Annotated in this window: 24 protein-coding genes; 4 read left to right on the forward strand and 20 right to left on the reverse strand. The window is 64.5% G+C overall.

Going from position 1 to position 18,216, the window contains the following annotated elements; genetic code table 11:
* From sucD to ACE3OV_RS17195, 4 genes are all read right to left on the reverse strand, one after another.
* A partial coding sequence (gene sucD / locus ACE3OV_RS17180) for a succinate--CoA ligase subunit alpha (RefSeq protein ID WP_374328717.1) occupies positions 1-719 on the reverse strand: 719 nt, incomplete at its 3' end.
* An 11-nt stretch (positions 720-730) separates the two neighbouring features.
* On the reverse strand, positions 731-1,891 hold the full coding sequence (sucC, locus tag ACE3OV_RS17185) for an ADP-forming succinate--CoA ligase subunit beta (RefSeq protein ID WP_374328718.1): 1,161 nt from the start codon (positions 1,889-1,891) through the stop codon (positions 731-733).
* A gap of 141 nt (positions 1,892-2,032) precedes the next feature.
* On the reverse strand, positions 2,033-3,379 hold the full coding sequence (locus tag ACE3OV_RS17190) for an MATE family efflux transporter (RefSeq protein WP_374328719.1): 1,347 nt from the start codon (positions 3,377-3,379) through the stop codon (positions 2,033-2,035).
* Between the two features lie 10 nt (positions 3,380-3,389).
* Positions 3,390-4,049 (reverse strand): fumarylacetoacetate hydrolase family protein, encoded by a 660-nt coding sequence (locus tag ACE3OV_RS17195; protein ID WP_374328720.1) that lies wholly within the window; start codon positions 4,047-4,049, stop codon positions 3,390-3,392.
* A gap of 118 nt (positions 4,050-4,167) precedes the next feature.
* Between ACE3OV_RS17195 and ACE3OV_RS17200 the strand changes: the two genes are divergently transcribed.
* On the forward strand, positions 4,168-5,085 hold the full coding sequence (locus ACE3OV_RS17200) for a FimV family protein (RefSeq protein WP_374328721.1): 918 nt from the start codon (positions 4,168-4,170) through the stop codon (positions 5,083-5,085).
* Here ACE3OV_RS17200 and ACE3OV_RS17205 read toward each other — a convergent pair.
* Positions 5,060-5,806: a Nif3-like dinuclear metal center hexameric protein gene (locus tag ACE3OV_RS17205; RefSeq protein ID WP_374328722.1), complete on the reverse strand. Its 747-nt coding sequence runs from the start codon at positions 5,804-5,806 to the stop codon at positions 5,060-5,062. The two genes, ACE3OV_RS17200 and ACE3OV_RS17205, sit on opposite strands and share 26 nt — an antisense overlap.
* A gap of 14 nt (positions 5,807-5,820) precedes the next feature.
* On the opposite strand from ACE3OV_RS17205, the gene ACE3OV_RS17210 reads away from it, so the two are divergent.
* Together ACE3OV_RS17210 and ACE3OV_RS17215 are read left to right on the forward strand one after the other, a co-directional pair.
* Positions 5,821-6,972, forward strand: a complete 1,152-nt coding sequence (locus tag ACE3OV_RS17210; RefSeq protein WP_374328800.1) for a Do family serine endopeptidase — start codon at positions 5,821-5,823, stop codon at positions 6,970-6,972.
* Between the two features lie 5 nt (positions 6,973-6,977).
* Positions 6,978-7,778: a class II glutamine amidotransferase gene (locus ACE3OV_RS17215; RefSeq protein WP_374328723.1), complete on the forward strand. Its 801-nt coding sequence runs from the start codon at positions 6,978-6,980 to the stop codon at positions 7,776-7,778.
* 3 nt (positions 7,779-7,781) lie between these two features.
* On the opposite strand, the gene tatC is transcribed toward ACE3OV_RS17215, so the two are convergent.
* The 10 genes from tatC to hisB are packed head-to-tail and all read right to left on the reverse strand — an operon-like array spanning position 7,782 to position 13,116.
* On the reverse strand, positions 7,782-8,612 hold the full coding sequence (tatC, locus tag ACE3OV_RS17220) for a twin-arginine translocase subunit TatC (protein WP_374328724.1): 831 nt from the start codon (positions 8,610-8,612) through the stop codon (positions 7,782-7,784).
* Positions 8,609-8,983: a Sec-independent protein translocase protein TatB gene (tatB, locus tag ACE3OV_RS17225; protein ID WP_374328725.1), complete on the reverse strand. Its 375-nt coding sequence runs from the start codon at positions 8,981-8,983 to the stop codon at positions 8,609-8,611. The genes tatC and tatB overlap by 4 nt, the downstream gene beginning before the upstream one ends.
* Positions 8,984-9,037: 54 nt before the next feature.
* Entirely contained in the window at positions 9,038-9,268 is a 231-nt protein-coding gene (gene tatA / locus ACE3OV_RS17230; RefSeq protein ID WP_374328726.1) for a Sec-independent protein translocase subunit TatA, read from the reverse strand.
* A gap of 9 nt (positions 9,269-9,277) precedes the next feature.
* Positions 9,278-9,628 (reverse strand): histidine triad nucleotide-binding protein, encoded by a 351-nt coding sequence (locus ACE3OV_RS17235; protein WP_374328727.1) that lies wholly within the window; start codon positions 9,626-9,628, stop codon positions 9,278-9,280.
* Positions 9,625-9,954 (reverse strand): phosphoribosyl-ATP diphosphatase, encoded by a 330-nt coding sequence (locus ACE3OV_RS17240; protein WP_028994443.1) that lies wholly within the window; start codon positions 9,952-9,954, stop codon positions 9,625-9,627. The genes ACE3OV_RS17235 and ACE3OV_RS17240 overlap by 4 nt, the downstream gene beginning before the upstream one ends.
* Positions 9,951-10,349, reverse strand: coding sequence for a phosphoribosyl-AMP cyclohydrolase (hisI, locus tag ACE3OV_RS17245; RefSeq protein ID WP_374328728.1), 399 nt, complete (start codon positions 10,347-10,349; stop codon positions 9,951-9,953). The genes ACE3OV_RS17240 and hisI overlap by 4 nt, the downstream gene beginning before the upstream one ends.
* The gene (hisF, locus tag ACE3OV_RS17250) at positions 10,349-11,110 is read right to left on the reverse strand and encodes an imidazole glycerol phosphate synthase subunit HisF (RefSeq protein ID WP_374328801.1); all 762 of its coding nucleotides are present in this window, start codon (positions 11,108-11,110) and stop codon (positions 10,349-10,351) included. The genes hisI and hisF overlap by 1 nt, the downstream gene beginning before the upstream one ends.
* Positions 11,107-11,847 carry a 1-(5-phosphoribosyl)-5-[(5-phosphoribosylamino)methylideneamino]imidazole-4-carboxamide isomerase gene (gene hisA, locus ACE3OV_RS17255; RefSeq protein WP_374328729.1) on the reverse strand — a complete coding sequence of 247 codons (741 nt, stop codon included), beginning with the start codon at positions 11,845-11,847 and terminating at the stop codon, positions 11,107-11,109. Before hisA ends, hisF begins: the two co-directional genes overlap by 4 nt.
* A gap of 40 nt (positions 11,848-11,887) precedes the next feature.
* Positions 11,888-12,529 carry an imidazole glycerol phosphate synthase subunit HisH gene (hisH, locus tag ACE3OV_RS17260; protein ID WP_374328730.1) on the reverse strand — a complete coding sequence of 214 codons (642 nt, stop codon included), beginning with the start codon at positions 12,527-12,529 and terminating at the stop codon, positions 11,888-11,890.
* The gene (hisB, locus tag ACE3OV_RS17265) at positions 12,529-13,116 is read right to left on the reverse strand and encodes an imidazoleglycerol-phosphate dehydratase HisB (protein WP_374328731.1); all 588 of its coding nucleotides are present in this window, start codon (positions 13,114-13,116) and stop codon (positions 12,529-12,531) included. Before hisB ends, hisH begins: the two co-directional genes overlap by 1 nt.
* A 78-nt stretch (positions 13,117-13,194) precedes the next feature.
* Between hisB and hisC the strand changes: the two genes are divergently transcribed.
* Entirely contained in the window at positions 13,195-14,271 is a 1,077-nt protein-coding gene (hisC, locus tag ACE3OV_RS17270) for a histidinol-phosphate transaminase (protein ID WP_374328733.1), read from the forward strand.
* Here hisC and ACE3OV_RS17275 read toward each other — a convergent pair.
* Genes ACE3OV_RS17275 through hisG form a run of 5 tightly spaced genes read right to left on the reverse strand, consistent with a single transcriptional unit; the run spans position 14,233 to position 18,210 of the window.
* On the reverse strand, positions 14,233-15,126 hold the full coding sequence (locus tag ACE3OV_RS17275; protein ID WP_374328734.1) for an HDOD domain-containing protein: 894 nt from the start codon (positions 15,124-15,126) through the stop codon (positions 14,233-14,235). The genes hisC and ACE3OV_RS17275 overlap by 39 nt on opposite strands.
* 37 nt (positions 15,127-15,163) lie before the next feature.
* Positions 15,164-15,682 carry a chromate transporter gene (locus ACE3OV_RS17280; RefSeq protein WP_374328735.1) on the reverse strand — a complete coding sequence of 173 codons (519 nt, stop codon included), beginning with the start codon at positions 15,680-15,682 and terminating at the stop codon, positions 15,164-15,166.
* A complete protein-coding gene (locus ACE3OV_RS17285; RefSeq protein ID WP_374328736.1) occupies positions 15,679-16,236 on the reverse strand; it encodes a chromate transporter in 558 nt (185 codons plus the stop codon). Before ACE3OV_RS17285 ends, ACE3OV_RS17280 begins: the two co-directional genes overlap by 4 nt.
* 24 nt (positions 16,237-16,260) lie before the next feature.
* Positions 16,261-17,565 (reverse strand): histidinol dehydrogenase, encoded by a 1,305-nt coding sequence (gene hisD / locus ACE3OV_RS17290; RefSeq protein WP_374328737.1) that lies wholly within the window; start codon positions 17,563-17,565, stop codon positions 16,261-16,263.
* Positions 17,566-18,210, reverse strand: a complete 645-nt coding sequence (hisG, locus tag ACE3OV_RS17295; protein ID WP_374328738.1) for an ATP phosphoribosyltransferase — start codon at positions 18,208-18,210, stop codon at positions 17,566-17,568.
* Positions 18,211-18,216 lie beyond the last annotated feature (6 nt).

Below are 18,216 nucleotides of genomic sequence, written 5' to 3' on the forward strand. Positions count from 1 at the left end.
ACGATCGGCTTCTTCATGTTGGCCTTGCACCACTGGGCGGCTTCGGCTTCGTCCGGACCGCCGATTTCGCCGATCATGATGACGGCGTCGGTATCCGGATCGTCGTTGAACATCTTCATGACGTCGATGTGCTTCAGACCGTTGATCGGGTCACCACCGATACCGACAGCGGAAGACTGGCCGAGGCCCAGTTCGGTCAGCTGACCGACGGCTTCGTAGGTCAGGGTGCCGGAACGGGAAACGACGCCGATACGACCCTTGCGGTGGATGTGACCCGGCATGATGCCGATCTTCACTTCGTCCGGGGTGATCAGGCCAGGGCAGTTCGGGCCGAGCAGCAGGGTCTTCTTGCCGCCCTTGGCTTCCTTTTCCTTCATCTTGTTGCGCACCATCAGCATGTCGCGGACGGGGATGCCTTCGGTAATGCAGATGGCCAGATCGAGGTCGGCTTCGACAGCTTCCCAGATCGCGGCGGCGGCACCGGCGGGCGGCACGTAGATGACGGACACGGTGGCGCCGGTTTCAGCGGCGGCTTCCTTGACCGAAGCGTAGATGGGGATGTTGAAGATCGACTCGCCGGCCTTCTTCGGGTTCACGCCGGCAACGAAGCATTCCTTGCCGTTTGCATACTCCTGGCACTTTTCCGTATGGAACTGACCGGTCTTGCCGGTGATGCCCTGGGTGATGATCTTGGTGTTCTTGTTGATCAGGATAGACATTCGCTAGCTCCTTACTTGACCGCGGCAACGATCTGGGTGGCGGCCTCGGCCATGGAATCGGCAGAGATGATGGGCAGGCCGGAATCCTTGAGGATCTTCTTGCCCAGGTCTTCGTTGGTGCCCTTCATGCGGACGACCAGCGGTACCGACAGATTGACTTCCTTGGCGGCAGCGACGACGCCGGTGGCGATGGTGTCGCACTTCATGATGCCGCCGAAGATGTTGACCAGGATGCCCTTGACCTTGGTGTTCTTGAGCATGATCTTGAACGCTTCGGTGACCTTCTCGGTCGTGGCGCCGCCGCCGACGTCGAGGAAGTTGGCCGGCTCGGCGCCGAACAGCTTGATCGTGTCCATCGTGGCCATGGCCAGACCGGCACCGTTCACCAGGCAGCCGATGTTGCCGTCGAGCGAGATGTAGGCCAGGTCGAACTTGGAAGCTTCGATTTCGTCAGCGTCTTCTTCGTCCAGGTCGCGCATGGCGACGATCTCTTCCTGACGGTACAGGGCGTTGGAGTCGAAGTTGAACTTGGCGTCGAGCGCCTTGACGGTGCCGTCGGCTTCGTGGATCAGCGGGTTGATTTCAGCCAGCGAAGCGTCGGTTTCCATGTAGCAGGTGTACAGCTTCTTCAGCGTATCGACACACTGCGGGATCGAGGCTTCGTTCATGCCCATGCCCTTGGCCAGGGTCAGGGCCTGCTCGTCGGTCATGCCGACCAGCGGGTTGATGAAGACCTTGACGATCTTTTCCGGGGTCTTGTGGGCAACTTCTTCAATGTCCATGCCGCCTTCGTACGAGGCCATCATGGCGACCGATTGCGTGGCGCGGTCGGTCAGTGCGGCAACGTAGTATTCGTGCTGGATGTCGGCGCCTTCTTCGATCAGCAGGTGACGGACCTTCTGGCCTTCCGGGCCGGTCTGGTGAGTGATCAGCTGCATGCCGAGAATCTGGCTGGCGTACTCGCGCACTTTTTCCAGAGAGGTTGCGACCTTGACGCCGCCGCCCTTGCCACGGCCGCCTGCGTGGATCTGTGCCTTGACGACCCAGACCTTGCCGCCCAGGGTTTCAGCTGCCTTGACTGCGTCGTCGACGGTCGTGCAGTGAATCCCGCGCGGAACCGTAACGCCGAATTTCTTCAGGATTTGCTTGCCCTGATATTCGTGAATTTTCATGCGCTTTCCTTGCGTTGAGTTGAGTTGAGTTGTGAGATTTGGACGACGTCGACTTCCCCCCTGCGTCGCCCACTTTCTACTTCTTTGAACCGAAAATCTTACCACAGCGCGCAACAAATTATTGCGCGCCAAAATTCATAATTACGAAACCTCTTCCGCCCAGCGCATCACCCGCCCCAGCAAGGGCAGAAGCAAAACGGCCGCCGCCAGCAAACTGACCACCGCCGCCAGCCAGAAACCGGCGACGCCAAGCGGCGTCGGCGCCCGGTAACAGAGCCAGGCCCCGCCGCCAAGCGCAACACCCCAGAAGCAGAAGGCCTGAATCAGCATCGGCGCAAAAGTGACTCGGTAAGCACGCAGGACATGCCCGGCGATTGTCTGCAGGGCGTCGAAAAACTGATAGACCGCCACATAGCCGATCAAGCCGAGAGCCACCGCCCGCACCGCCGGATCGTCGGTATAGGCGTTGACCAGTGGCGCGGCAGCGAGCCACAGGAGCAGCCCGACCGCCAGCGAACCGATGGCGGCCATCACCATCCCGGCACGGACCAGCACCCGGACGCCCGGAAAATCGCGCGCGCCCAGCGCCTGACCGACCGCCGCCATCGTCGCAATCGCCAGCGACAGGGGCAGCATATAGGTCAGCGCCGACAGGTTGGCGACGATGCGATGGCCGGCAACGACGGTTGCCCCGAGCCCGGCAACGAACAGGCTGACCAAGGTGAAGGCAGTGATTTCAACCAGATTGGAGAAGCCCATCGGCAAACCGATGCGCAGTAATTCGCGCCAGGTTTTCCAGCGCGGCGCCTGCCAGTCGGCGAAAGGCCGGTAACGCCGCCCCAGTTCGCCGCAATGCAACCAGACAGCGGCTCCCAGACAGGCCAGCCAGCCGACCACCACGTTCGACATTGCGCAACCGGCAACGCCAAGCGCCGTCCCCGTCCACCCCGCCAAAGCCAGCCCCCAGGCCAGCAACGCGTGCAAGGCCAGCGCCGCAAGGCCGATCCCCATCAGCACCCGGGGCCGCCCCAAGGCATTGCAGAAGGCGTAGAAGGTCCGGTAGAGCAGGGCTGCCGGCAGACTCCAGGCGAGCCAGCCCAGATAGTCCTGCACCTTGGCTGCGACATCGGCATCCATGGCAAACGGCGCCAGCGCAAAATCCGGCGCACGCAGGAAGGCAATTCCCGGCAGGGAAAGCAGCAAGGCCAGCCAGAACCCCTGCTGCAGGACACCGGCCACCTCGTCATCCCGGCGCGCGCCATGCAAGTGAGCGACCACTGGCGCCACCGCCTGCAGGATGCCGACCAGGCCGAAGACCAGCGATACATGAATGCCGCCGCCGATCGCCACCGCCGCCAGATCGGCAGAAGAGACGTGACCAAGGATCGCGGTATCGACCACCATCATGCCGATCGACGCCAGCTGGGCGATCAGGATCGGCAAGGCGTGCGCCGCCAGGTCGCGCATCGCGCTCAGCATCGGCGACATGCGGAACCGCTCAGACGATGCGCGCGCGCAAACCCGGCAGCCCGTCCACGCCACCTTCCAGGCAATCGCCGCGCTGCAACGGACCGACGCCAGCCGGCGTGCCGCTGTAGATCAGGTCACCGGCTTCCAGCCGCACGAACGTGGAGAGCTTGGCGATGATGTTGGCGACCTGCCAGCCCATCTGCGCCAGATCGCCGCGTTGCCGGAGCTCGCCATTGACCTTGAGCCAGATCGCCCCGCTCGCCGGATGACCGACCTCGGCGACCGGCGCCAGCGGCCCGCACACCGCCGACTGGTCGAAGCCCTTGCCCATGTCCCAGGGATGGCCTTTTTCCTTGGCTATTGCCTGCAGGTCGCGGCGCGTCAGATCGAGCCCGACGCCGTAAGCGAAGACCAGCCCGAGCGCCGCCGCAACATCGACATCGGCACCGCCGGCACCGAGCGCCACGACCATTTCGACCTCATGATGCAGATTCCGGGTCAGCGGCGGATAAGCCACCGCTAACTCGCCGTCGCCACCGACCAGCGCGTCGCCCGGCTTGGTGAAGAAAAAGGGCGGCTCGAGCCCCTCGGCCTGGGCCAGCGCCCCCATTTCCCGGGCATGCTCGGCATAGTTGCGACCGACGCAGAAGATCCGCCGGACCGGAAAACGCAGCTCGCTGCCGACCACCGGCAAGCTTGGCTGAGGATGAGGAGGAAAGAAAAAAGGCATAAATGATCCCGTCATTCAGCGGCAAATGTGCAATACTTTCGCCATCACAGCCTGCCATGTTAGCCCGTTTCTCCCCGTGAAGCCCAGCCAGACCCTGCTCCTCAGCCTGCTCATGCTTCCCCTGCCCGGCCTCGCCGCCGGACTCGGAGAACTGACCGTACATTCCCAGCTCGGCGAACCGCTACGCGCGGAAATCCCGGTCTCCGCCAGCGCCAGCGAAACGCTCGACAGCAACTGCTTCCATCTGACAGCGATTCACGACGCCGAACTGCCGGTCATTGCACGTGCCCGGCTGCTGCTGGAAAAGCGCCGCGACGGCCTGCTCCTGCACATCGTCGGCGATGCCGTGCTGAAGGAACCGCTGGCCATGCTAAGGGTACGCGCCGACTGCGGCACGGAACTGCAGCGAGACTATTTCGTCATGCCCCAGCTGCCAGCGAGCCAGATTGCGGACGATAGCGGCGGCGGCACGCCGGGCACTGCGGCACGCCCCAACGACGCTGCCAGTCCCCCGGCAAAAAAACAGCGCGCGGCCGGTAGCGGCAAGAAAACCCGGCACGCCGCCAGCGGCGCCCCCAGCCCACTGCAGCGACTCGCCGAGGAAAACCAGCGGCAGGCCGACCGCCTGGTGGTCAGCGACCAGCTGTCCAGCCTGCCTGGCGACAGCGAGCTTGCTGCCACCGAAGACCGCCTGCTGCGCATGGAAACCAGCCTGGCCCGCCTCAACGACAGCCTGCAGGCCCTCGATCAGGCGATCGAACTACAAAACGAAGCGCAGAACGCCCGCCATGAACTGCAACTGGCCATGGTCCTCACCGACCCGCCGGCAGCCGGCCCGGTTGGCGCGATGGCCAGCGAGCAGTTGCCTAAAGCGGAAACGCCGTTCTGGCGGCAGTGGCTGGAGCTGATCTTCGGCACGCTGATCGGCGGCGCCTTGAGCGCCCTGCTGCTGCAACGTATCGGTCGCCTCATGCCGGGTTATCAAGATCGATGAACTCGCATTCGAGACCCAGCGCCTGCGTCAGGTGCGCCGCCAGCGCCTGCACCCCATAACGTTCCGTGGCATGGTGGCCGGCGCCCAGGTAGGCGACACCGCTCTCCTCGGCCAGATGCAGGGTCGGCTCGGAAACTTCGCCGGACAGATACAGATCGACGCCGAGTGCGATCGCCTGCTCGAAATACCCCTGTGCCCCACCGGAACACCACGCCACCCGCCTGACACGGCGCGCCGGATCGCCCAGCACCAGCGGCTGCCGGCCGAGCGCCGCGGCGACACTGGCCGCCACTTCGGCGAGCGGCGCCGGCGCCGGCAGGCTGCCGAACCAGCCAATCTCCTGCTCGCCGAAATGCCCTTCCGGCTGCCAGCCGAAACGGGCAGCGAGTTGCGCGTTGTTGCCCAGTTCGGGATGTGCATCGAGCGGCAGGTGATAGGCCAGCAGACTGATGTCGTGCCCGAGCAGGGTGGCCAGCCTGCGCCGGCGCAGGCCGGTGACGCGGGCGTCCTCGCCTTTCCAGAAATAACCGTGGTGAACGAGCAGCGCATCGGCACCGCGCGCAACCGCCAGATCCAGCAATTTCTGGCTGGCCGTCACCCCGGCAACGATACGCCGCACTTCGCCCCGACCTTCCACTTGCAGGCCGTTTGGGCAATAATCCCGGAACTTCGCGGCCTGCAACAACTCATCCAGATACCGCGCCAACTCTTCGAGTCTCATTGTCTCGCACACTCATGCACAGGTTGTGGCTGATTTTTGCACAAACCGTCACCGTTGCGGTGGCTGTCCTCTTCACGTTATCGACGCTGAAGCCGGAGTGGCTGCCCAGCCGCGGACAGCGCGTGGTCGCCCTGCAGACGGTGCTGCCCAGCAACGATGATCAGGAAGCGCCAGCCGGTTCCTACCGTGATGCGGCGCGTGCCGCGCTGCCCTCGGTGGTGCATATCTACACGACGCAGCAGGTGCGCCAGCAACGCCATCCGCTGTTCGACGACCCGATCTTCCGCCACTTCTTCGGCGACCGCCCGGACGGCGAAAGCCAGCGCAACTCCGGCCTTGGCTCGGGCGTCATCGTCAGTCAGAACGGCTACATCCTGACCAATTTCCACGTCATCGAAGCTGCCGACGACATCCAGGTCTCACTCAATGACGGCAAGACCTACCGCGCCCGCATCGTCGGCAGCGACCCGGAATCCGATCTTGCCGTCCTGCGTATCGACGCCAAGGATCTACCGGCAATCACCTTCGGTCAGGTAGACAAGCTGCGCGTCGGCGATGTCGTGCTCGCCATCGGCAATCCCTTCGGCGTCGGTCAGACGGTGACGATGGGCATCGTTTCCGCGCTCGGCCGTTCGCATCTGGGCATCAATACCTTCGAGAACTTCATCCAGACCGACGCCGCGATCAACCCTGGCAACTCGGGCGGCGCACTGGTCGATGCCGCCGGCAACCTGGTCGGCGTCAATACCGCAATTTATTCGCGCACCGGCGGCAACCACGGCATCGGCTTCGCGATCCCCGCCTCCAGCGCCCGCAGCATCATGGAGCAGATCATCGAGAACGGCTCGGTGACGCGCGGCTGGATCGGCGTCGAAGCCCAGGAAATCACCGCCGAACTGGCTGAGTCCTTCGGCCTGCCAGGCACCGAAGGCTCACTGATTGCCGGCGTCGTGCGCGGCAGCCCGGCCGACAAGGCGGGTATCCGCCCTGGCGATGTCCTGCTGTCGATCGACGGCAAGCCGGTCAGCGACCCGCAGGTGATGCTCGACCTGATCGCCGAACTCAAGCCGGAGAGCCGCGCCGCCTTCCGCCTGCGCCGCGACAAGAACATCCTCGAACTGCAGGTCGGCATCGGCAAGCGCCCGCCCTTGCGCAACGCGGAGTAAGCCGGATGTGCCAGTTGCTCGGCATGAACTGCAATGTGCCGACCGACATCTGCTTTTCCTTTTCCGGCTTCCAGGCGCGCGGCGGCGCCACTGACGTGCACGCCGACGGCTGGGGCATTGCCTTCTTCGAGCAGCGCGGCGCCCGCCTCTTCCTCGACCCACAGCCCTCGGCCCGTTCGCCGATTGCCGAACTGGTCGCCCGCTACCCGATCCGCTCGCAGAACGTGATCGCGCATATCCGCAAGGCAACGCAGGGAACAGTACGGCTCGAGAACACCCACCCGTTCATGCGCGAGCTCTGGGGACGCTACTGGATCTTTGCCCACAACGGCAACCTGCTCGATTTTTCACCGAAACTGGACGGCAGCTTCCTGCCGGTCGGCGATACCGACAGCGAACGCGCCTTTTGCTGGCTGCTGCAGGAATTCCGGCGCAGCTTCGGTGAAGCCCCGGTGGCGCCGGCCGCACTGTTCGACAGATTGCGCGAACTGACGCTGATTCTCGCCGCACACGGCGAATGCAATTTCCTGCTCTCCAACGGGGACTGCCTGTTCGCTCATGCCTCGACGCGGCTCAGCTACATCGTGCGCCAGGCGCCTTTCGCCGAAGCCCACCTGAAGGACCAGGACCTCACGGTCGATTTCCGCGAGGTAACAACGGAGAAGGATCGCGTGGCGGTAATCGCTACCCAGCCGCTAACCGACAACGAAGCCTGGACGGAGATGCCGCCCGGCAGCCTGTGGCGTTTTCACGATGGCACGGTGGTCGGGCATTGCCCGACCCAGCCCGGGCCAGCACGTCGCTGACGCTTACTTCTCGGTCAGTTTGCGGAATTCCGCTTCGGCCTGCGCCATTTCGGCGTCGAGTTCGGCTTCGACCTTGGCTGCGGCTTCGTCGTCGGCACTCTCCGGTGCCGGCTTGGAAACCAGACGGGCCGCCAGCAGGCCCAGTTCGTAAAGCAGGCACATCGGGACCGCCAGCGCCAGTTGCGACACGACGTCCGGCGGCGTGACCACGGCGGCGACGACAAAAGCACCGACGATGAAATAGGAACGCCATTCCTTGAGTTTCTCGACGCTGACGACACGCAGTTTGACCAGCACGACCAGCGCCACCGGCACCTCGAAAGCGAGGCCGAAGGCGAGGAACATGGTCATGACGAAGGACAGGTAGGCTTCGATATCCGGCGCCGGCGTGATGCTTTTCGGCGCAAAACCGGCAATGAAATGAAAGACCTGACCGAACACGAAGTAGTAGCAGAACGCCATGCCGAGCAGGAACAGCAGCGTGCTCGAAACGATCAGCGGAATGCCCAGCCGGCGCTCATGTTCGTACAACCCGGGCGAGACAAAGCCCCAGGCCTGAAAGAGGATGAACGGGAGGGCAACGACGAAAGCCACCATGGCGGTGACCTTGAGCGGCACCATGAAGGGGGTGACGACGCCGATCGCCACCATCTTGGTGCCTTCCGGCAGAGCGCTGGTCAGCGGCGCGGCGAGAAAGTCGTAGATGGCGCCGGGACCGGGATAGAGGGCCAGTGCGCCCATCACGACGGCAATCGCAATCAGGCTGCGCAACAGACGGTCGCGCAACTCGACCAGATGCGAGATGAAGGATTCTTCCTGCAGGGTTTCGCTCATGCCGCCTTGTCGCTCCTGTCAGCAGCAGCGGCCGGCGCGGCAACCGCCGGCTCGAGCTTGCTTGCCCCCGCCTGCAGATCGTCGATCGCTGCCTGCACCGGCGTCGACACGCTGCGCTCGACGGCGTCGAACTCCTGGCGTACCGAGCTTTCCAGCGAGCGTGCCGATTCACTGACCTGAGCCTGCAGCTTGCGCAACTCGTCGAGCTGCATTTCGCGGTTGATGTCCGACTTGACGTCGTTGACGTAACGCTGGGCGCGGCCGAGCAGATGCCCGAGCGTGCGCGCCACCTTGGGCAGGCGTTCAGGACCGATGACCAGCAAGGCCACGATGCCGATCACCATCAGTTCGGAAAAGCCGATATCGAACATGGGAAGATGGGTGCCAGGCGATGCCGCGTCAATTCCGCGCCATCACCAGCCCGCTTAGCTCCGGGTCTTTTCCTTGACTTCGACGTCGATCGTCTGCCCGCCAACCTGTTGCGTCGGCTGCGCGCCTTCCGCCGGCTTGTCGGCATTGGCCTCCTTCATGCCGTCCTTGAAGCCCTTGACCGCGCCGCCCAGATCCTGACCGACGTTGCGCAGTTTCTTGGTGCCGAAAACGAGCATGACGATGACCAGAACGATCAGCCAGTGCCAGATGGAAAAGCTACCCATAGTTGTCTCCTAGATTCGCTTGAGCATCGGGCCGACCGGATCGGGACCGCCCACGATGTGCATGTGCAGGTGCGGCACTTCCTGTTGCCCCACCTCGCCAGTGTTGATGATGACACGAAAACCGTTGGGACTGCCTTCGGCAACCGCGATCTCGTTGGCCTTGAGCAGCATCCGGCCGAGGATGTCGACATCCTCGGCGGCAGCAGTGGCCAATGACGTAATGTGCTTTTTCGGGATGACGAGAATATGAACCGGGCGCTGCGGATGGATGTCGCGGAAAGCCAGGATCAGTTCATCCTCGTACACCTTCTGCGCCGGAATCTGCCCGGCGACGATCTTGCAGAACAGGCAGTCGCTCACTTGCCGGCGCTCCGCGAGGCCTTTTCGTCGATGCCGGAAATCCCTTCACGGCGCCGCATTTCCTGCGACACATCCTCGATCGACAGGCCGTAGAAGGCGAGCAGGACCAGAATGTGATAGACGACGTCGGTCGATTCGCGGACGATGTTCAGGCGTTTGCCATCCTTGCCGGCCATGATCAGTTCGGCACATTCCTCGCCGATCTTCTTCAGGATCGAATCCGGCCCATCCGCAAACAACTTGGCGGTGTAGGACTTCTCCGGGTCGGCGTGACGGCGCGACGCCAGGGTTTCGGACAGACGATGCAGAATGTCGTGCGTGCTCATTTATAGATATCCTTCGGATCTTTCAGAACCGGATCGACGGGAACCCAGCGTTCCCCTTGCAACTCGTTGAAAAAACAGCTTTCGCGACCGGTATGGCAGGCAATGCCGCCAACCTGCTCGACCGTCAGCAACAGCACGTCGCCATCGCAATCGGTGCGCAGCGAACGAATCTTCTGGAAGTGGCCAGATTCCTCGCCCTTGCGCCACAGTCGTTTTCTCGAGCGCGACCAGTATACCGCGTTGCCGCTGCGCACCGTTTCCTGCAGCGATTCGCGGTTCATGTACGCGAACATGACGATACGCCCGGCGGCATCCTGGGCAATCGCCGGGATCATGCCGTCGGCGTCCCATTTGAGCGCCTCAAGCCAGTCAAGGGTGTGATCGAGATCGGCCATTACAGTCGCACTTCGATGCCACGCGCAGCCATGTATTCCTTGGCCTGACGCACCGTGTATTCGCCGAAGTGGAAGATGGAAGCAGCCAGAACCGCATCGGCGCGGCCTTCGGAAACGCCGTCGGCGAGGTGTTGCAGGTTGCCGACGCCGCCGGAGGCAATGACCGGAATCCTCACCGCGTCGGATACGCCGCGCGTCAGCGGCAGGTCGAAACCATTCTTGGTGCCGTCGCGGTCCATGCTGGTCAGCAGGATTTCGCCGGCGCCCAGTGCTTCGACCTTCTTCGCCCATTCAATCGCATCGAGCCCGGTGTCGTTGCGGCCGCCGTGCGTGAACACGTGCCACTGGCCGGGTGCGACCTGCTTGGCGTCGATGGCGACAACGATGCATTGCGAACCGACCTTGCTCGACGCATCGAAGACCAGGTCCGGGTTCTGCACCGCGGCGGTGTTCATCGACACCTTGTCGGCGCCGGCGTTGAGCAGGCGACGCACGTCCTCGACCTTGCGCACGCCGCCACCGACGGTGAGCGGAATGAAGACCTGCTCGGCGCAGGCTTCGACGATGTGCAGGATGATGTCGCGCTGGTCGGACGACGCCGTGATGTCGAGGAAGGTGACTTCGTCGGCACCCTGCTCGTTATAGCGGCGGGCGATCTCGATCGGATCGCCGGCATCGCGCAGGCCGACGAAATTGGTGCCCTTGACGACCCGACCGGCGGTGACGTCGAGACAGGGAATGATGCGTTTGGCGAGCATCAGGCGCCCAGCTCGTCGGCGAGTTCCTGGGCGGCCTTGAAGTCGAGCGAGCCATCATAGACGGCACGACCGGCGATGGTGCCGACGACGCCCTCGCCTTCGACCGCGCACAGCTTGCGGATGTCGTCGAGGTTGGACAGGCCACCCGAGGCGATCACCGGAATGGTCAGCGCCTGCGCCAGGCGCACGGTGGCTTCGATGTTGATGCCGGAAAGCATGCCGTCGCGGCCGATGTCGGTGTAGATGATCGACTCGACGCCGTAGTCCTCGTACTTCTTGCCGAGGTCTACGACATCATGGCCGGTCAGCTTCGACCAGCCGTCGGTCGCCACCTTGCCGTCCTTGGCGTCGAGGCCGACGATGATGTGGCCGGGGAAAGCGGTGCAGGCATCGTGCAGGAAACCTGGATTCTTCACCGCCGCGGTGCCGATGATGACGTAGGAGAGACCGCCGTCAAGACAGGCTTCGATGGTGTCGAGATCGCGGATGCCGCCACCGAGCTGGACCGGGATTTCGTCGCCGACTTCGGCCAGGATGGCCTTGATCGCCGCGGCGTTCTTCGGCTTGCCGGCGAAGGCGCCATTGAGATCGACCAGATGCAGGCGCCGCGCGCCCTGTTCAAGCCAGTGCCGGGCCTGTTCGGCCGGGCTCTCGGAGAAGACGGTGGCCTCTTCCATCAGGCCCTGTTTGAGGCGGACACATTGTCCGTCCTTCAGGTCAATTGCGGGAATGATCAGCATGGGAAGATATCTGCGAGGGGGAATTTCCGGAGGGTGCCGTTCAGGGGCGCCATTCGACGAAGTTCTTCAGGAGCTGCAAACCGTCGCGGGCGCTTTTTTCAGGATGGAACTGGACCGCGAAGATATTATCCCGCGCCACTGCACAGGTAAAGGGCAGGCCATAGTCGGTAACACCGGCGGTCAGCGCCGGGTCGATGTCCTGCACGCAGTAGCTGTGCACGAAGTAGAAGCGCGATGCGTCGGCGATTCCCGCCCACAGCGCATGCGGCCGCTGGTGGACTTCGTTCCAGCCCATGTGCGGGACTTTCAGGCGCTGGCCGCTGGCATCGACCATGCGCGCCTCGGGGAAACGCCGGACTACACCGGGAAAAATGCCAAGGCCAGCGACATTGCCTTCCTCGCTCTTTTCGAACAGCATCTGTTCGCCGACGCAGATGCCGAGGAAGGGCTTTTCGCGCGCCGCCTGCAGCACCGCCTCGCGCAGGCCGCGGGCGTCGAGTTCGCGCATGCAGTCGGGCATCGCCCCCTGGCCCGGAAAAACGACGCGCTCGGCAGCAGCAACCACGGCCGGGTCAGCGGTGACAACGACGTTGGCGCCGGCGGCAACATGCTCGACCGCCTTGGCGGCCGAACGCAGGTTGCCCATGCCGTAGTCGATGACGGCGATCGTCCGGCCGGCCATCACAGCGTGCCCTTGGTCGACGGCATGCAGCCAGCCATCCGCGCATCCGGCGTCACCGCCATGCGCAGCGCCCGGCCGAAGGCCTTGAACACGGTCTCCGCCTGATGGTGCGCGTTCTTGCCGCGCAGGTTGTCGATATGCAGCGTCATGCCGGCATGGTTGACCAGGCCGTGGAAGAATTCGGACACCAGATCGACGTCGAACTGGCCGATCACGGCGCGCGTGAAATCGACGTTGAATTCGAGCCCCGGACGACCGGAAAGGTCGATGACGACGCGCGACAACGCCTCGTCGAGCGGCACGTAGCTGTGCCCGTAACGGGTCAGCCCCTTCTTGTCGCCCCAGGCTTTCGCCAGCGCCTGACCGAGGGTGATGCCGATGTCCTCGACCGTGTGGTGCGCGTCGATGTGCAGGTCGCCCTTGGCGTCGATGTCGAGGTCGATCAGGCCGTGCCGGGCAATCTGGTCGAGCATGTGATCGAGGAAGGGAACGCCGGTGGCGAACTTGCCCTGGCCGCTACCGTCGAGATTGACCTTGACGGTGATCTGCGTTTCCAGGGTATTGCGAGTAACTTCGGCTTGCCGCATGGAAAATTGGCTGAAAAACGATGAACTGGAGGGGCATGATACCATTTCGCCCATCTTTTACACTTGCGTGAAATACCGATGAGCCGCTTCTGGAGCCCGGTCGTCCGCGACCTCACCCCCTACGTCCCCGGCGAACAGCCGAAGATCGCCAAACTGATCAAGCTCAATACCAACGAGCACCCGTTCCCGCCGTCGCCGCGGGTGGTCGAGGCGATCCGCGCCGAACTCGGCGACGACGGCGCCCGCCTGCGCCTTTACCCGGACCCCAACGCCGACCTGCTGAAGAACGCGATTGCCGCGCGTTACGGCGTCAGCGCGCGCGAAGTTTTCGTCGGCAATGGCTCCGACGAGGTGCTGGCGCACGCTTTCCTGGCACTGTTGAAACACGACGCGCCCATCCTCTTCCCGGACATCACCTACAGCTTTTACCCGGTGTATTGCGGGCTCTATGGCGTCGACCACGTCGCCGTGCCGCTCGCCGCCGATTTCTCGATCGACCCGGCTGACTACATCGACCGCGAGGTGAAGCCCGGCGGCATCATCTTCCCCAATCCGAACGCGCCGACCGGCCGCCTGCTGACAGTGGATGCCGTCGAGCGCATCGTCACCGCCAATGCGGACTGCGTCGTCGTCGTTGATGAAGCCTACATCGATTTCGGTGGGGAAAGCGCCATCCCGCTGACGCAGAAACACGACAACCTGCTGGTCATCCACACGCTGTCCAAGTCGCGTTCGCTGGCCGGCCTGCGCGTCGGCTTCGCGGTCGGCCACCCGGACCTGATCGAAGCGCTGGAGCGGGTCAAGAACAGCTTCAACTCCTACCCGCTCGACCGCCTGGCGATCGTCGGCGCCGTCGCCGCGATCGAGGATGAGGCCTACTTCCAGCAGTGCTGCGCCGCAGTCATCGCCAGCCGCGAGTCGCTGGTCGGTCAATTGGCCGAACTCGGTTTCGACGTCCTGCCGTCCGCCGCCAACTTCATCTTTGCCCGCCACCCGCAACGCGATGCCGGCGAACTGGCGCAGGCGCTGCGTGCCGAACACATCATCGTCCGCCATTTCCGGCAGCCGCGCATCGATCAGTTCCTGCGCATCACGGTCGGCAGCGACGCCCAGTGTTCAAGCCTGATCAACACCCTGCACCGACTGCTCGCCTGACCCTGCCCGGGCGGCGGCAATCGCCGCCTGCAAGGCGGTGCGCGCTTCATCGGCAAGCGGCAGCGGTTCGGCGATCGCCAGCAGATCAACCGCCGGCAACAAGGCGCCGACCTCCTGCAGCAGCACCAGCAGTTCCGGCGTGCTGGCTTCGCCGATCACCGCCTTGACCGCCTCGTGGCCGAGCCGGGCGAGATTGGCGCGCGGACTGTCGACGCCCTTGATCAGGGCGACGATCAGCGTCGGCAGCCCCCAGGACTGGGCTAGCGCCATGGTCAGCTGGCGGAAGCTGAAATCCATCTCCGAGGTACGCTGCTGGAGCGCCCAATAACGCTCGTTCCACTGGTAGATGGCAACTTCCTTGTCGGTCATTTCCGGCGCGAAATGCCACAGCAGCAGTTCGCCGATTTCCGCCAGCAGCGCCGCCATCGCCACTTCGTCGGGCAGCACGTCCACCCGGCGCGTTGCCCAGGCCCGCGCCAGGACGGCAGCAAGGACCGCGCGCTGCTCGCAAGCGTGGCAACCAGGCAGCAGATCCACCGACTGCCGGCTGTTGGCGACCAGCGCCTGCAACTCGTCGTAACCGGTTTGTAGCACAGCCGCCAGCGGCGTCGTCGTGTCGTGCCCCAGTTGCCGGGTACGCCGCTCCTCGGCCCGGCGTAGCAGCTTCAGCGCCAGATAGGGATCGCCATAGACGATATCGACCAGATCCCGCGCCGAGAGGTTTTCGCGCGCCGCCTCGCCGCCGTCGCGCAAGGCGGCCAAGCGCGCCGCGGTCGTCGGCAGCACCGGCAATTCCTTGTCGCGCAGGTATTCCACCCACTGGTTAATGCCCCAGGTCCACTGATGCGCCTGCATCACCATCGCCCTCAAGCCCTCCTGCAAACGCCGGCCGTCACAACCAGCCGGACAAACCGAGAAGCGCGCCAGCGGCAATGAACCACAACGGATGCCAGCGCGTACGCAGATTCAACACCATGATCGCCACCACCAGCAAGCCGCCGCGCCAGCCCAGCCCGGCCGCCTGGGCGATCAGCGTCGCCCCGGAAAAGATCAGACCGACCGCCAGCGGCGCCACGCCGAGGCTGACCGCCTTCTGCCAGCGGCGGCCGGCAAAACTTTCCCAGCGGTCGATCAGCAGGTAGATCAGCACGCTCATCGGCAGACACATCGCCAGCGTCGTCGCCAGCGCCCCGGCCAGCCCGGCGATCTCCCAGCCGATCAGCGTCACCACCAGCACGTTCGGCCCGGGCGCCGCCTGGGCGATGGCGTAGAGATGGGTGAAGGTGCTGGCATCGAGCCAGTGCTGCTGCTCGACGACGACCCGGTGCATTTCCGGCAGTAGCGCGGTGGCGCCGCCAAAGGCGACGAAGGAAAGCAGCGTGAATTCGAGGAAGAGCTGGACGACGATCATGGCCGGCCCAAGCGCCACCAGGCCACCGCGCCAGCCGCCGCCAGCCCGCCCAGCATCACCGCCGGCAGCGGCCAGCGCAGCCAGGCGATGGCGGCCACAGTCAACACCGTGAACGGCAGGAACAGCGCCTTGTCGCGCAGTGCCGCGCCCATCCGCCAGGCCATCGCGAAAAGCAGGCCACAACCGGCGGCGGCGATGCCGCGCAGCATTTCCTGGGCGAGCGGCAACTGCCCCCAGCGGTCGTAGGCCATGCCGAGTAGCAGGACGACCAGCATCGGCGCCAGCAACATGCCGAGCGGCGCGACGATGGCGCCGCGCCAGCCGTGGAAGCGCTTGCCGACGACGATCGACAGGTTCACCACGTTTGGCCCGGGCAGGAACTGGCAGAGACCGAGCTGGGCGTTGAATTCCTCGGCGCTCAACCAGCCGCGCTGCTCGACCAGCATGCGCCGGGCGAACGGCAGCACGCCACCGAAGCCGGACAGGCCGACCGCCGCGAAGGCGAAAAAAAGCGCCCGGAGATCCGGGCGCGGGGGATTTGGTGGGTGATCCACGGTCGGCCGCAGAATCGACGTGAATCAGTCTTCGAGCCGGAACTCGGCCGACTTGGCGTGCGCCGGCAGGCCTTCGCCGTGCGCCAGCGTGGATGCGATGCGACCCAGGGTCTGCGCGCCGGCCTGCGACACCTTGATCAGGCTGGTCCGCTTCTGGAAGTCGTAGACGCCGAGCGGCGACGAGAAACGTGCCGAGCCGGAAGTCGGCAGCACGTGGTTCGGCCCGGCACAGTAGTCGCCGAGCGATTCCGATGTGTAGTGGCCGATGAAAATCGCCCCGGCGTGGTGGATCTTCTCGACCCAGGGATCCGGGTTGTCGAGCGCCAGTTCGAGGTGTTCCGGCGCAACGCGGTTGGCGATCGCCACCGCCTCGTCCATGTCACGGACCAGGATGAAAGCGCCGCGATTGGTCAGCGAGGTGCGGATCACTTCCTGGCGCGGCATCGTCGGCAGCAGTTTCTCGATGCTCGCCTGCACGCGCTCGATGAAGGCGGCGTCGGTGCAGATCAGGATCGATTGCGCCAGTTCGTCGTGCTCGGCCTGCGAAAAGAGGTCCATCGCTACCCAGTCGGGGTTGCCGGTACCGTCCGAGACGACCAGGATTTCCGACGGGCCGGCGACCATGTCGATGCCGACGATGCCGAACACCCGGCGCTTGGCCGTCGCCACGTAGGCGTTGCCCGGACCGACGATCTTGTCCACCTGCGGCACGCTCTCGGTGCCGTAGGCCAGCGCGCCGACCGCCTGCGCACCGCCGATGGTGAACACGCGGTCGACGCCGGCCAGGCAGGCCGCCGCCAGCACCAGCTGGTTGTGTTCGCCGCCCGGCGTCGGCACGACCATGATCAGTTCCTTGACGCCGGCGACTTTGGCCGGAATCGCGTTCATCAGCACCGACGACGGATAGGCCGCCTTGCCACCCGGCACGTAGAGGCCGACGCGGTCGAGCGGGGTGATCATCTGGCCGAGCAAGGTGCCATCGGCTTCGGTGTAGGACCAGCCGTCGAGCTTCTGCTTCTCGTGGTAGGCACGCACGCGGCCGGCGGCCGCTTCGAGCGCGGCACGGCGGTCGGCGGGCAGGCCGGCGAGCGCCTTTTCCAGCTCATCGCGCGACAGTTCGAGATCGGCCATCGAGGCAGCGGTGAGGCGGTCGAAGCGGTTGCTGTAATCGACCACGGCAGCATCGCCACGCGTCTTGACGTCGGCCAGGATAGCGGCAACGGTGCGTTCGATGTTGTCGTCGGCGGCCGCTTCGAAGGCGAGCAGCGTCTTCAATTGCGCCGGGAAATCGGCGGCGACCGTGGACAAACGCTGGATGGCTATCGTCATTTACTTCTCCACCGCCTGCGCGAAGGCGTCGATGATCGGCTGCAGGATTTCGCGCTTGACCTTGAGCGCCGCCTGATTAACCACCAGGCGCGAGGAAATGTCGAGGATGTGCTCGACCGCAACCAGCTTGTTGGCCTTCAGCGTGCCGCCGGTCGACACCAGGTCAACGATGGCGTCGGCCAGCCCGGCCAGCGGCGCCAGTTCCATCGAGCCGTAGAGCTTGATCAGGTCGACGTGCACGCCCTTGGCGGCGAAGTGCTCGCGCGCCGTCTTGATGTACTTGGACGCCACTTTCAGGCGATTGCCCTGGCGCACGGCGTTCTGGTAGTCGAAACCTTCCGGCACGGCAACCATCATCCGGCACTTGGCGATGTTCAGATCGAGCGGCGCATAGAGACCATCGCCGCCATGCTCGATCAGCACGTCCTTGCCGGCGACGCCGATGTCGGCCGCGCCGTACTGGACGTAGGTCGGGACGTCGGTGGCGCGGACGATGACAACGCGCACATTGGGCTGGTTGGTGTCGATGATCAGCTTGCGCGAGGTCTCCGGATTCTCGGTCGGGACGATCCCCGCCGCCGCCAGTAGGGGCAGGGTTTCGTCGAAGATGCGGCCTTTCGAAAGGGCGATGGTGATGGTCGTCACGAGGGT

Source organism: Azonexus sp. (assembly GCF_041909095.1).
Classification (GTDB): Bacteria; Pseudomonadota; Gammaproteobacteria; order Burkholderiales; family Rhodocyclaceae; genus Azonexus.

Coding starts and splice junctions, on each gene's coding strand:
- sucC (WP_374328718.1), bottom strand. CDS start 1,891: ATGAAAATTCACGAATATCAGGGCAAGCAAATCCTGAAGAAATTCGGC.
- ACE3OV_RS17280 (WP_374328735.1), bottom strand. CDS start 15,682: ATGATCGTCGTCCAGCTCTTCCTCGAATTCACGCTGCTTTCCTTCGTC.
- ACE3OV_RS17210 (WP_374328800.1), top strand. CDS start 5,821: ATGCACAGGTTGTGGCTGATTTTTGCACAAACCGTCACCGTTGCGGTG.
- hisA (WP_374328729.1), bottom strand. CDS start 11,847: ATGCTGATCATTCCCGCAATTGACCTGAAGGACGGACAATGTGTCCGC.
- ACE3OV_RS17190 (WP_374328719.1), bottom strand. CDS start 3,379: ATGTCGCCGATGCTGAGCGCGATGCGCGACCTGGCGGCGCACGCCTTG.
- ACE3OV_RS17240 (WP_028994443.1), bottom strand. CDS start 9,954: ATGAGCACGCACGACATTCTGCATCGTCTGTCCGAAACCCTGGCGTCG.
- tatC (WP_374328724.1), bottom strand. CDS start 8,612: ATGAGCGAAACCCTGCAGGAAGAATCCTTCATCTCGCATCTGGTCGAG.
- hisI (WP_374328728.1), bottom strand. CDS start 10,349: ATGGCCGATCTCGATCACACCCTTGACTGGCTTGAGGCGCTCAAATGG.
- tatB (WP_374328725.1), bottom strand. CDS start 8,983: ATGTTCGATATCGGCTTTTCCGAACTGATGGTGATCGGCATCGTGGCC.
- hisB (WP_374328731.1), bottom strand. CDS start 13,116: ATGCGGCAAGCCGAAGTTACTCGCAATACCCTGGAAACGCAGATCACC.
- hisC (WP_374328733.1), top strand. CDS start 13,195: ATGAGCCGCTTCTGGAGCCCGGTCGTCCGCGACCTCACCCCCTACGTC.
- ACE3OV_RS17205 (WP_374328722.1), bottom strand. CDS start 5,806: ATGAGACTCGAAGAGTTGGCGCGGTATCTGGATGAGTTGTTGCAGGCC.
- ACE3OV_RS17275 (WP_374328734.1), bottom strand. CDS start 15,126: ATGCAGGCGCATCAGTGGACCTGGGGCATTAACCAGTGGGTGGAATAC.
- ACE3OV_RS17215 (WP_374328723.1), top strand. CDS start 6,978: ATGTGCCAGTTGCTCGGCATGAACTGCAATGTGCCGACCGACATCTGC.
- hisD (WP_374328737.1), bottom strand. CDS start 17,565: ATGACGATAGCCATCCAGCGTTTGTCCACGGTCGCCGCCGATTTCCCG.
- tatA (WP_374328726.1), bottom strand. CDS start 9,268: ATGGGTAGCTTTTCCATCTGGCACTGGCTGATCGTTCTGGTCATCGTC.
- hisH (WP_374328730.1), bottom strand. CDS start 12,529: ATGGCCGGCCGGACGATCGCCGTCATCGACTACGGCATGGGCAACCTG.